Here is a 12,848-nt window from a genome sequence, read left to right as displayed (position 1 = left end):
ATGAGCCAGATCAGTTGTATTATTACCGATGATGAGCCCTTTGCCCGGAAAGGACTGGAGGGTTATGTGAAAAAAGCAGGCTTTTTTGACCTGAAAGCCCAATGTGAGGATGCCATGGAGCTGGGGGCAATATTGGCCCAGCAACCGGTGGATCTTTTATTTTTGGATATACAGATGCCGCACCTAACCGGGGTTGATTTTATCAAATCGTTACCCGATCCACCTAAGGTGATCTTCACAACAGCTTTTAAAGAATACGCTACCGATGGATTTGATCTTGACGTACTGGACTATTTGCTCAAGCCAATACCATTTGAGCGATTTATGAAAGCCGCTTTTAAGGCTAAGGATTATTTTGAATTGCGTAGCAGTAATATCAAAACAGCTGATTACCTGTTTGTAAAATGTGAAGGGAAGCTGGAAAAAGTGGTGTTTAGCGATGTGTTATACATTAAAGGAATGGAGAACTATGTAGAAATACATTTTCCGGGCAGAAGGATCATTACCCATAGTACGTTAAAAGCATTGATGGAGAAACTACCTCAACAGGGCTTTTTACAAACCCACAAATCCTTTATCGTGGCTACTCAAAAAATCACAGCCATCGAGGGTAATATGCTTCACATCAATCACCACCAGGTACCTATAAGCAGACAATTAAGAGAGCAGGTGATGTTTTCGTTAGTTAATCAAAGATAGAGGGTTATAACTATAGCTCTTTCTTCATTAGCAGGTCGGTTTGCTTATCGCTACCTAACATAAAGGGGTGACTGCCAAATACTTTAAAGCCATGTTTTTCATAAAAGCTTAAAGCTTTTTGATTATGCTCCCAAACGCCCAGCCAAACATATTGCAGGCCTTTGTCCTTTGCCATTTGAAAAGCGAAATCTAATAATTCGTGACCGATCTTTTTACCGTGGTATTCGGCCGAAACATAAATGCGCTCTACTTCAAGGGCATTACCGTCCTGTAGATCGGTTTGCGCCGCATCAAGGTTTATTTTGATATACCCCGTGATGTGGCCGTTAAGTATGGCAAAATAAAAGTGCGAATCTGGGTTGTTCAATTCGGCCCGTATCCGTTGAGGAGTAAAAGCATTTGAGGCATACGACTCCATATCCTCTGGCGTATTCAAATGGGCAAAGAAGTCAAAAAAAGTTTCCCTGCCAAAGGTTAACAGGGTATCAGCATCAGCTATAGTTGCTTTTTGTATAATGATATTTTGGTCTGACATCAAATTAATAAAGGCTTAATCAAATTGTTCTTTCAGGCGCACCAGGCGATCGATCATCAGGTTAAGTTTCTCTTCCTCGTTTTTAAACATGCGCGGTTTTAAATAAAAGGTAGTGAATAAAAACCAGATAATTATTGAACCGTAAGTGATGAGTTTAAAAAGGAGGGAGGAGGTTGATAATACTTCGGCGAAGTAGAGTGCCAGGCCGGCGCTGATAAGCAGTATGTAAATGTAGTAGAACCAGCCGATAATTTTTGTTCTTGTTTTTTGGTAGGCCTTCAGGCTATCAAGGTACTCGGAGGGGTTTTGAGTTGCATCGCGCTTACTCAAAATATGGTAGTGTCTTACCACCAGCGATAGGTACATGAGCATAGTGACCAGCACTATTAAAATACCAACGGTGGTTATCCACGATTTAAAGGCCAGGAAAAAAGTAACAATAAATGCAAATGCTGCTATTGCTACCATGGCCACAATTGTCCAGTATAACTTGGTAGTTATGCTTCGGATTCCCTTCTTTACCTGTTTCAGCACATCATCCACTGAAAGTTGATCTGGTTTTGGCTGTCCCTGCCAAACCGACATCAAATGATCAAAGTCTTTCATACTGGTTAAATAATTCTGTTAATTTTTGTTTTATACGATAAATCTTCACCCTCAGGTTTCCTTCTGATATACCCGAAATATCTGCTATTTCGGGGTATGGCACTTCGTCAAGCACCATGGTTATTATAATTCTTTCTGACTCCTCCAACTTGGAGATACACTTGTACAGCAAAGCCACCTGTTCGTTTTTATCCGATAGGTCTTCTCTTTTGGTTTCGGCTATCAGAGGGGTTAACTCATCTTTAGCCTGTCTTTTTTCTGATCGTAAGTAGGTTAAACAAGTATTTACTGCAATGCGGTATATCCAGGTTGAAATCATGGCCTGGTTGCGAAACTTCTCTAAATTTTGCCAAACTTTTAAAAAAGTTTCCTGTAGCAGGTCGTTCGCGGCATCATCATCGCCGGTGTAACCATAGCATAAATGGAATATCTTTTTAGAATTAGCTTCATATATTTGCTTGAATGCTGCTTCTTTGTTGGCCACGCGTTAATAGATTTTTATTGTTAGATTAATGTAAAGGCTATATGTTACAACTGATAATCATTCTTTTTAAACCAAACCAGTTTTTTTTCGGCATCATCAAGTAAGGTATTATAACTCTCCAGGTAGTCAAATTGCAGGTCCTCATGCAGTTTTCCTATCAGGCCTCTTATCTTTTCTACCTGCCGCGTTAATATTAGCCTGATAGGTTTATATGTGGTGCGCCTGTCGGCATATTCCAGGTAGTTAACACAAAAATTCAATAGTAATTCAATCTCCACTTCTTTGGAGCCTGCAAATTTAGTGTACTTGCTCAATAACCTTAAAATTTTACGCATGCCTTTTGCTGCATGGTAGCTCAGGGCCGATAACTGGCTGAACATAAAACCCGCTTCGCCCTTTACTTTTTCAATAAAAGCAGCTTCGTCATGGGCTTCAAATAGTAAATAGGCCAGTAACTCCTTATTCTCCTTTTTATAACGTGCCAGGCGGAGCAATAATTCTGTTAACTGATCCTGCGACAGGTGCTGCGTTTCTTTTTTTATATGCTGTAAACCGTAAGTGGTAATACTCATAGTAATTTGGTATCAAGTTTTAGTATCAAGTATCAAGATTTATATAAGTGTTGTATCTTGATACCTGATACTATTAAAATTATTAATTTTTGTAGTTTAGCGCCCTGCAATAAGTTTTATGCCAAAAAATAACCTGACACTCTACATCTTTATCGCCCTTGTATTAGGTGTAATAACCGGCTACATTTATAATGTAAGCGTAATTAATGCCATCAACGTAAAAATTAATACGGCCGATGCTAATATTAAAACCATTAACACCAAATTGGTTTTATTAAACGATACTACTGCTGCCGAGCACATCGCGCTACAGGCACAAAAAGTACAACAATTAAAGATCAGTAAAGATAACAATTCTATTCGCGAGGATAAACTGGAAGGTTTTTCCATTTTAAGTGAAATATTTTTAAGACTGATTAAGATGATCGTGGCTCCGCTAGTTTTTACCACACTGGTAGTCGGTGTAGCCAAAGTAGGCGATATCAAAGCGGTGGGACGCATTGGAGGCAAAACCATGTTATGGTTTGTGAGCGCTACATTAGTGTCTTTATTATTAGGGATGTTATTGGTTAACCTGTTTCAACCTGGCAAAGCCATGCACCTGCCATTGCCCGATAGTCATTTAAGCACAGGTATCAAGAAAACGGCCTTGTCGTTTATTGACTTTGTAGGCCACGTTTTTCCCAGAAGTATTTTTGAGGCCATGGCCAATAATGAGATCTTACAGATCGTTGTATTCGCCATGTTTTTTGGTGTAGCGACAGCTGCCATCGGCGAGCAGGGAAAGATTGTGATCAAAGCCATGGATGCCATAGCTCATGTGATATTAAAAATTACAGGTTATGTGATGAAAGTAGCCCCATTGGCTGTTTTCGGGGCTATCACAGCCGTAATAGCTAAACAAGGCCTCGGGGTATTATCAACCTACGGCATTTTTATAAGTGAGTTTTATTTTTCATTGGTGATGCTTTGGCTCATTATTATACTGGTTGGCTTTATAGTGTTGAAAAAGCCGGTGTTTAAACTAATAGGCCGTATAAAGGATGCTATGCTCATAGCTTTCAGTACATCAACCAGTGAGGCTGCTTATCCTAAAGTATTGCTGGAGCTGGAGAATTTTGGCTGCAGCAACAAAATTGTAAGTTTTGTGCTGCCGCTGGGTTACTCATTTAATCTGGATGGCTCCATGATGTACATGACTTTTGCCTCCTTGTTTCTGGCACAATCCTATGATATTCATTTATCATTTGGTCATCAGTTGTCTATGCTGCTGGTATTAATGTTGACCAGTAAGGGTGTGGCCGGGGTGCCAAGGGCATCGCTGGTGGTTATTGCAGCAACGTTATCTATGTTCAATATCCCCGAAGCCGGCTTGTTTTTATTGATCGGTATTGACCCATTGTTAGACATGGGCCGGTCAGCAACCAACGTATTAGGTAATGCTATGGCTGCCGCGGTAGTAAGTAAATGGGAAGGGGAACTGGATAATTAGGGAATTATCTTTAAAATTGCAGCTTATTAGCAAAATAATTCAATAATTAATTCCATGTCTGATCGTTCCAAGAAAATATTTTTTGCGCTTACTATTATAGTGCCATTTTTGGCATACTGCTTTTATTATTATGGCATGATGATCAAAAACGCGCCATATCGTTTCTCTGATTTTGATTCCATGACCATACAATTTGGGCCTGTGGATAGCCTGATCAATAAATATGATTCCAAAACAGGCGATTATCAATATGTAAACAAACAAGACTCCTTAGTGAAAATGCACCTGCGTTTAACCAGCGATGACCTGCTTTATTTGCACCACAAGGCTGCCGACCTAGGTTTCTGGGATTTTCCGGTAAAAGAGCTGGCAGATAGCACTAAGGGTAAAAATAGATCGATACGCTATATTATTGAATTTAAATACAAGAAAAAAAGCAAGCGCGTAGTGTACGATAGTAGCTTCGTAGGCGACATCAGATTGATTGATGCCAATAAAACATTGATCAAAGAAATTCAGCAAAGTTTATATACCGCAGAGGAAAGACTTAAAAAATAAAATAGATGGTGTTGTTTATTTAATAATCAATCCCTATATTTGCACCTCGAATTTTAAAACAATAATTAACAAACATGTACGCAATAGTAAGTATAGCCGGACAGCAATTCAAAGTTGCAAAAGACCAGCAGATCTTTGTACACAGACTACAAGGCGATGAGGGCGCTAGTATTGAATTTGACAGTGTATTGTTAGCAGAAAACGAAGGTAAATTCAAATTAGGTTCTGATTTGAAAGGTGCTAAAGTATCAGCTAAGATCGTGTCTCATTTAAAAGGTGATAAAGTAATTATCTTCAAAAAGAAAAGAAGAAAAGGTTACAAAAAGAAAAACGGTCACCGTCAGCAATTTACCAAGATCGAGATCACTGGTATTACATTATAATTAAAGTTTAAACCTGGAGTTGCTAGTCAATTCCATAAAAAATATTAGAAATGGCACACAAAAAAGGGGCCGGTAGTTCCAGAAACGGCCGTGAGTCGCATAGCAAACGTTTAGGTATCAAAATATTCGGTGGTCAGCCAGCAATTGCAGGTAACATCATCGTACGTCAGCGTGGTACCAAACACAATCCTGGTGTTAACGTAGGTATTGGTAAAGATCATACTTTATTTGCATTAGCTGATGGACACGTAGTGTTCAGAAAAAAAGCTGATAACCGTTCATACGTTTCTGTAGTTCCGGTTGCAGCAGCACCGGTTGCTGAAGTTGCAGCTCCTGCACCTAAAGTAAAAGCAGAAAAGAAAGCAGTTGAAGCACCAGTTGCCGAAGTTGAAGTTGCTGAAGCAGCTCCAAAAGCAAAAAAAGCAGCGGCTCCAAAAGCTAAGAAAGAAGCAGCAGCTGATACTGAAGAAGCTACACCAGCTGAGTAATCTCGGTTAGTTTAACAGATATTAAAAAGGGCCCTGATCAATTTGATCAGGGTCTTTTTTTATGCTATCACGTGATTACTCGTGTGCTTTTATCCGTTAGTTTACTGATGTAACCCGCTTTAAGATTATTTCAATTGTTGAACTTACACAAACTTGACATCGTTGCGGGTCAAATCCTTTACTTTTATCACTAAACATTTTTAAATGAAGAATAAGAAGGGGTTCGAAATCCCGGCGGTGCCTGCTGTATTATTATCTATTATAAGTGTTCAAGGCGGTGCCGCAATTGCTAAAGGCATCTTTCCGGTATTGGGTGCTGCTTCAACTTCTGCATTAAGAATCGTTTTTTCTGCTATTATCCTGATTGTTTTTAACCGTCCCAACCTAAAAAGTCTGTCCAATACGCAATGGAAAGCTGTGGTCTGGTATGGTTTAACGTTAGGAGCGATGAATATTATTTTTTACATGGCTATTGCCCGTATACCTCTAGCATTGGGTGTTGCCCTGGAGTTTATTGGGCCGCTGGTGCTTGCCATGACCGGCTCTAAACGGATCATAGATTTTTTATGGGTAATTCTGGCGGCGGTAGGAATAGCCCTTATTGCACCGTGGAGCAATAACGGCTTAGATATTATCGGTGTTCTCCTTGCCTTACTTGCCGGTGCATTGTGGGCGGGTTACATTGTCCTGGGCGGACGTATCTCAAAAATAATGGACGGCGGTAAAGCCGTGAGTATCGGTATGATTTTCGCTTCAGCCGTGGTATTACCAGTGGCTATAGGCAATGGATTGTTAACCCATTTCAGACCTCATATGTTGTTATCTGGCTTTCTTTTGGCCTTACTCTCAAGTGCAATTCCCTTTACTTTAGAGATGAGCGCATTGCGCAGAATTCCTGCAAAAACATTCAGTATCTTAATGAGCCTAGAGCCCGCTGTCGCGGCACTTTCCGGTCTTGTTTTTCTTCACGAATACCTCTCTTTGAATGAATGGTTAGCAGTAGCACTGATCATTATAGCGAGTGCGGGAGCAACTATGAAAACAAAAAATCCTGTGCCGGAATCCTGATATCAAAAAGCCCTGATCAATTTGATCAGGGCTTTTTGATATGAATTTCCTGTCATCCTGACCTTGTTTCAGGATCCCACGGGACATTTAACCAGCGTTCTGAACATCTTACTTATGGGGTGCCGAAATAAATTCGGCATGACCCAAAGCGGAAACAAGGTTGGTTCAATACTCCCTTACCAATAAACTATCAGCAAACAGACGCAGGTATTGCCTGCGCTCTTCTGGGAGGTTAATATTGTCCAATGCTTTAAACGCTTTGTCGGCATAGGTGTGCATGGCTTCTTCGGCGTATTTTCTTATCTGTAGCTCATTGTAGATGCCTGTAACAGCAGTTACCTTCTCTGGTACATCAAACAGTTGCATGGTTAACCAATTGTTCAGCTCATGCGCCTGGTGGTCTTTGGCCAATTCAAGGGCTTTGATGAGGAGATAAGTTTTTTTGTTGGATATGATATCGCCACCAACCTGTTTTCCAAATTTGTCCGGGTCGCCATAAACATCCAGTATGTCGTCCTGTAATTGAAAGGCTATACCCAGGTTCACGCCAAAATCATATAGTAACTGTGCGTCTGCCAGGGCTGCCCCACCTATAATGGCGCCTATTTTAAGTGTGCCTCCTAACAATACAGCGGTTTTAAGGCGTATCATGTTCAGGTATTCGTCAATGACCACATTGCTACGCTGTTCAAAGCTCATATCAATCTGTTGCCCCTCGCATACACCAGTAGCTGTTTCGTTAAAAACATCCATCACCCGGCGTAAAATAGCGTCGGGAACGTGCATCATCAGCTTGTTCGATTCTACCATCATGGCATCGCCTGAAAGAATAGCCACATTGGCGTTCCATTTTTCATGCACCGTTACCTGTCCGCGGCGCAGGGGCGCGTTATCCATGATGTCGTCGTGCATCAGGGTGAAGTTATGGAAAACCTCGATGGCCAGTGCTGGTTGAACTGCACTTTCCACTTCGCCGCCAAAAAGGTCGCAGGCCATGAGTAAGAGTGCCGGCCTGAGGCGCTTGCCACCCAGTGCCAGTATATAACTTATAGGTTCATATAAGTCTGCAGGATGTTGAGGGAAGTTGAGTTTATCAATGGCTTCGTTTATCAATGCCTGCAAATCAGTAAGTTGCTTCATTCTTTTAGTTAAGTGGTTGAGTGGTTATTGAGTTAATTATGTTTTAAACCATTCAACCTAATCTAACTCAATTAACCACTCACCAATACATCAATCTTGTACTAATGAAAAGTCAATCTGTTTTTTGGTCAGGTCAACATTTTTCACTCTGATCTGTACCTCATCACCCAGTTGGTATATCTTCTTTTTACGCTGACCAATAATGGCGTAGTTTTTCTCGTCTAAAGTATAAAAATCATCAGATATATCGCGCAAGCGGATCATGCCTTCGCACTTATTCTCAATGATCTCCACATACATACCCCATTCAGTAACGCCCGATATAATACCGGTAAACATATTGCCCACCTGGTCTTTCAAATATTCTGCCTGTTTGTATTTAATGGAAGCACGCTCGGCATCTGCGGCTTTCTTTTCCATTTGCGAGCTATGTGAACATAGTTTTTCATAATGCTCGGCGTTGGCTGATTGCCCGCCGTGCAAATAATGAAACAAAAGCCTGTGCACCATAACGTCTGGGTAGCGACGGATAGGAGAGGTGAAATGCGTATAATGATCAAAGGCCAGCCCGTAGTGGCTGCTGGTTTTAGTGGTATAAATAGCCTTAGCCATTGACCTGATAGCCAGCTGTGTAAGTACATTTTGCTCTTTTTTACCTTCCACATCTTCCATCAGAAAGTTGAGTGATTTGGCCGTCTCCTTGTCTGATTTGGTATTTACTTTATAACCAAAGCGAGCAGCAAATTGCGCAAAATTGGCCAGCGCATCAGGCTTGGGAGAGTCGTGCGCACGGTATACAAAGGTGTATTTATGTTTTCCTTTACCTAGTTTGCTTACATATTCGGCTACTTTGCGGTTAGCCAGGAGCATAAAGTCTTCAATAAGCTTATGTGCATCCTTACGTTCTTTTACATAAACGCCGGTTGGTTTACCGTGTTCATCCAGCTTAAATTTAATTTCGGTTGCTTCAAAGCTGATAGCCCCGTTCTTGAATTTGCGCTCACGCAATTTGTAAGCCAATGCATTAAGTTTTAATATTTCCTCTACAAAATCGCCTGCCTTGTTTTCGATCACTTCCTGTACTTCCTCATAGGTAAAGCGCCTGTCTGAGTAGATGATGGTTTTACCATACCATTCGTTTATGATATAGGCATTTTCATCCAGCTCAAACACAGCCGAAAAGCATAGTTTTTCTTCTTTAGGCCGCAATGAACAAAGTCCGTTTGATAAACGTTCGGGCAGCATGGGTATTACCCTGTCGACCAAGTAAACCGAGGTAGCACGTTCAAGTGCTTCTTTATCTAAGGCTGAGTCTGGTGCGATGTAGTGAGATACATCAGCAATGTGGACACCTATTTCATAGTTGCCATTATCCAGTTGTTTAAATGATAAAGCATCGTCAAAATCTTTGGCATCAAATGGGTCGATAGTAAAAGTGGTAATATTTCTAAAATCGCGTCTTTTGGCTATTTCATGCTCTGAGATAACATCAGAGATCGCTTCTGCTTCGTGCTCCACTTCGGCAGGGAAAGAAAGCGGGAACCCATACTCGGCAAGTATGGCATTCATTTCCGTATCATTCTCGCCCTGGGCTCCCAGTACATGTTTGATGCGACCTATCGGGTTCTTAGCCTCTACGGGCCAATCCGTGATTTCTGCAACTGCTTTTATCCCATTTTTAGCGCCATTCAGTTCGCTGATAGGGATAAAGATGTCATGCATCATTTTACGATCATCGGGGATAAAAAACGCGAAGCGTTCCGATAATTTTACAATACCGGTAAACTCCATTTTAGCCCTTTGGATGATCTCAATCACTTCACCTTCTTTGCGTTTACCTTTGCTTTTGGCGTATACATATACTTTAACACGGTCGCCATTTAAAGCATTGCGTAGTTTACGGGGGGCTATGAAAATATCGCTTTCAAATTCGTCATCAGTAACAATAAAGGCCGAGCCATCATTGGTGAGATCGACTTTACCCTCGATAAATGTTTTTAACTCCAGGAGTTGAAATTTACCGGGCGAAAGTTCTTTTAGTACCGATTTTTTGGCTTCGTCTTTTAATATTTCAAATATGATTTCGCGGGCTTCCGGGTCGCGAACATTTAGCTTGGCAGAAACCTGTTTATAGTTTAGTGGTGTATTACCGTTTTGTTCAAATATATCAAGCACCATTTGAGTGAGTACCTGAACTATGGAAGAATTATTTTTCTTTTTAGACATACATAAGTATTTGGTCAAAGATACGCAATTTGGGCATTAGCAGATGGGGGAGTTTTCTGGGAACAAAGATTTGGGGAGCATGGAGTAAGGATTTTTTCTTTGTTCTTTCTGTCCTTGTTCCTTGCTCCCCAAAATCAACTTTGCGGAATAGATGCGATCAAGCGTTTGGTATAATCCTGCTGCGGATGGTAATAAATGTCATCAGGATAACCGGTTTCAACGATCTCGCCCTTGTTCATAACCACCATACGATCTGATATATGTTTGATAACGGCCAGATCATGCGAAATAAAGATATAGGTAAGCTTAAATTCTTCCTGAAGCTCACGGATCAGATTAAGCACCTGTGCCTGCACCGATACATCCAGCGCCGATACCGACTCATCACAAATAATGAATTTGGGTTGCAGGGCCAAAGCACGCGCGATAACTATCCGCTGCCTTTGTCCGCCGGAAAACTCATGCGGATAGCGGTTAAAATGCTCTGGTAAAAGATTTACCCGTTGTAATAGCTCCAGCACTCGTTGTTTACGTTTGGTATCGTTGCCATAAAACTGGTGCACTTGTAAGGGCTCCATTAATGACTGTCCGACGGTTAATCGTGGATTTAAAGAGGAGTAGGGGTCTTGAAAAATGATCTGGATATCCCGGCGGACCTCACGCAAAGCATCTTTTTTTAAACTACCCAAGTCTGTACCTTCAAAGCTTACATTACCCGAGGTGGGTTCAATTAATCGTAAAATGGTTCGACCCAGGGTGGTTTTGCCGCAACCTGATTCGCCTACCAGGCCCAGTGTTTCGCCTGGATAAACCGCCAGACTTACGTTATTTACCGCTTTTACCACCTGTCCGGATGGGCCCAATATGCCTGGGTTGATAGGAAACCAGGTAGATAGTTTATCAATTTTTAATAAAGGCTGTTGTTGATAAAGGCTCTTCTTACGATCGGCCATTTCTGTTTCGGCATAACTGTATTTTGCGCGGATGCTTTCGATAGTTGCCGATCTGGTATCTGAGGCGCCGTTAGCATCAAAAAAATCGGCAATAACGGGTAGTTTTTTTAAATGCTGATCAGGGGATGGCCTGCAAGCCAATAAACCCTTAGTATAGGCGTGTTGTGGGTTGTTGAAGAGGTCGGTTACAGTGGCCTCTTCAACGATCTGCCCTTTATACATCACCACAACCCTGTCAGCAATTTCTTTGATCACGCCTAGATCATGCGATATAAATATCAGACTGCGGCAACGTGTACTTTTTAGGTTTAACAACAGCTCGATGATGGCTTTTTGAACAGTTACATCCAAAGCTGTAGTTGGTTCATCGGCAATCAGTATCTCCGGATTGCATGACAGCGCCATGGCTATCATCACCCTTTGCTTTTGTCCACCGGATATTTGATGCGGATAACTGTCAAATATGGCCTCAGGGCGCGGGAGTTGCACTTCATTAAACAGTTCAATAGTTTTCTGTTTAGCTTCGGCATTGCTCAGGCCCAAATGAAGTTTTATAGCTTCGGTAAGCTGAAAGCCACAGGTGAGCACGGGGTTAAGCGAGGTCATGGGCTCCTGGAAAATCATGGCTATGCGATTGCCCCGAATGTGGCGCATATCGGCTTCTGGTAAATCAAACAACCTAGTATCGTTTAATAATACCTCGCCGTTAACCACAGTTTGATCGGTATTCAATAAACGCATCAGCGCGAGTGATGTAACCGATTTACCAGAACCGGATTCTCCCACAATACCTATGGTTTCACCTTTTTTTAAACTAAATGATATGTTTTTTACCGCTTTAAATAAACCATTGGCTGTTTTAAAACCTACCGAAAGATTGTTTACCTGCAGCATTTATTGACCTATTATGGTAATTAATTCATCTTTTATCAACTCCTCACCGCGATAGCGCCTGAGTAGTTGTGCTGTAGCTATTACATCTTTTTGGCAATAGGTGGATATACGGTCAAGCTGATTCAGGTTCCAGTAAACATCGCCAACCATACTGCCATCAATATCATCTTTGGGGGTTGGGATATCAAAAATAGCTGTAAGCAGGTTGAGTGAAGTATAGTTTTTGTAATCGCCAAATTTCCAAAGCTCCATGGTGTCCAGATGTACAACTTCCCATGGCTTTTTACCGGCTATTTGTAATTGAGGAGGAAACGGTAGACCGTTGAGCAGCAACCTGCGACAGATGTAGGGAAAATCAAACTCTTTACCATTATGCGCGCATAAAACCAGATTTGGCGGCTGACTGAACAATAACGCCGAAAAGCGGCTGAGCAGATCTTTTTCGTCATGACCGGCAAATGATTTTACCCTTAAACCAGCATCTTTACCACCCGTAAATATCCCGACTGATATACAAATGATCTTGCCAAACTCGGCCCAGATACCCGCGCTTTTGTAAAACTCCTCAGCACTTTCATCCTTACGAAGGTTTTGGCTCTTACGCTCCCAAAGCTTTTGGAGATGTTCTGGTACCTGGTCATGTGAACTGTACTGGGGAACGGTTTCAATATCAATTACCATTAAGTTATGCAGGTCGTATTGTTCAAGCATTGTAACTAAAATTTGCAAGGCAATATAATGAATGTTTAG

Annotated in this window: 14 protein-coding genes; 6 read left to right on the top strand and 8 right to left on the bottom strand. The window is 41.4% G+C overall.

Going from position 1 to position 12,848, the window contains the following annotated elements:
• Positions 1-699 (top strand): LytR/AlgR family response regulator transcription factor, encoded by a 699-nt coding sequence (locus BLR84_RS11245; protein ID WP_090467964.1) that lies wholly within the window; start codon positions 1-3, stop codon positions 697-699.
• A gap of 10 nt (positions 700-709) precedes the next feature.
• On the opposite strand, the gene BLR84_RS11240 is transcribed toward BLR84_RS11245, so the two are convergent.
• Genes BLR84_RS11240 through BLR84_RS11225 form a run of 4 tightly spaced genes read right to left on the bottom strand, consistent with a single transcriptional unit; the run spans position 710 to position 2,896 of the window.
• Positions 710-1,234, bottom strand: coding sequence for a GNAT family N-acetyltransferase (locus BLR84_RS11240; protein WP_090467962.1), 525 nt, complete (start codon positions 1,232-1,234; stop codon positions 710-712).
• A 15-nt stretch (positions 1,235-1,249) separates the two neighbouring features.
• Complete coding sequence (locus BLR84_RS11235) at positions 1,250-1,840, bottom strand: hypothetical protein (RefSeq protein WP_076373348.1); 591 nt, start codon at positions 1,838-1,840, stop codon at positions 1,250-1,252.
• Positions 1,827-2,324 (bottom strand): RNA polymerase sigma factor, encoded by a 498-nt coding sequence (locus BLR84_RS11230; protein WP_090467960.1) that lies wholly within the window; start codon positions 2,322-2,324, stop codon positions 1,827-1,829. Before BLR84_RS11230 ends, BLR84_RS11235 begins: the two co-directional genes overlap by 14 nt.
• Positions 2,325-2,368: 44 nt before the next feature.
• On the bottom strand, positions 2,369-2,896 hold the full coding sequence (locus BLR84_RS11225) for a hypothetical protein (RefSeq protein ID WP_176852032.1): 528 nt from the start codon (positions 2,894-2,896) through the stop codon (positions 2,369-2,371).
• 118 nt (positions 2,897-3,014) lie between these two features.
• Here BLR84_RS11225 and BLR84_RS11220 point away from each other — a divergent pair, with 118 nt between their 5' ends.
• From BLR84_RS11220 to BLR84_RS11200, 5 genes are all read left to right on the top strand, one after another.
• A complete protein-coding gene (locus BLR84_RS11220) occupies positions 3,015-4,388 on the top strand; it encodes a dicarboxylate/amino acid:cation symporter (protein WP_090467958.1) in 1,374 nt (457 codons plus the stop codon).
• Positions 4,389-4,442: 54 nt separating this feature from the next.
• A complete protein-coding gene (locus BLR84_RS11215) occupies positions 4,443-4,946 on the top strand; it encodes a hypothetical protein (protein ID WP_090467956.1) in 504 nt (167 codons plus the stop codon).
• 74 nt (positions 4,947-5,020) lie between these two features.
• Complete coding sequence (gene rplU, locus BLR84_RS11210; protein WP_090467954.1) at positions 5,021-5,329, top strand: 50S ribosomal protein L21; 309 nt, start codon at positions 5,021-5,023, stop codon at positions 5,327-5,329.
• Positions 5,330-5,379: 50 nt separating this feature from the next.
• Positions 5,380-5,817, top strand: a complete 438-nt coding sequence (rpmA, locus tag BLR84_RS11205) for a 50S ribosomal protein L27 (protein WP_090467950.1) — start codon at positions 5,380-5,382, stop codon at positions 5,815-5,817.
• Positions 5,818-6,021: 204 nt separating this feature from the next.
• Complete coding sequence (locus BLR84_RS11200) at positions 6,022-6,885, top strand: EamA family transporter (RefSeq protein ID WP_090467948.1); 864 nt, start codon at positions 6,022-6,024, stop codon at positions 6,883-6,885.
• A gap of 165 nt (positions 6,886-7,050) precedes the next feature.
• Here BLR84_RS11200 and BLR84_RS11195 read toward each other — a convergent pair whose 3' ends face one another.
• The 4 genes from BLR84_RS11195 to BLR84_RS30005 form a co-directional block, all read right to left on the bottom strand.
• Positions 7,051-8,025, bottom strand: coding sequence for a polyprenyl synthetase family protein (locus BLR84_RS11195; protein ID WP_090467946.1), 975 nt, complete (start codon positions 8,023-8,025; stop codon positions 7,051-7,053).
• A 90-nt stretch (positions 8,026-8,115) separates the two neighbouring features.
• A complete protein-coding gene (gene rnr, locus BLR84_RS11190; RefSeq protein WP_090467945.1) occupies positions 8,116-10,251 on the bottom strand; it encodes a ribonuclease R in 2,136 nt (711 codons plus the stop codon).
• Positions 10,252-10,385: 134 nt separating this feature from the next.
• Positions 10,386-12,098 (bottom strand): ABC transporter ATP-binding protein, encoded by a 1,713-nt coding sequence (locus BLR84_RS11185; RefSeq protein ID WP_176852031.1) that lies wholly within the window; start codon positions 12,096-12,098, stop codon positions 10,386-10,388.
• Positions 12,099-12,809 carry a 3'-5' exonuclease gene (locus BLR84_RS30005; protein ID WP_176852030.1) on the bottom strand — a complete coding sequence of 237 codons (711 nt, stop codon included), beginning with the start codon at positions 12,807-12,809 and terminating at the stop codon, positions 12,099-12,101.
• Positions 12,810-12,848: the final 39 nt, after the last annotated feature.

The organism is Mucilaginibacter sp. OK268 (assembly GCF_900103125.1).
GTDB lineage: Bacteria > Bacteroidota > Bacteroidia > Sphingobacteriales > Sphingobacteriaceae > Mucilaginibacter.
The sequence above is the reverse complement of the archived record's forward strand: the minus strand, read 5'-3'. Positions and strand labels throughout refer to the sequence as shown.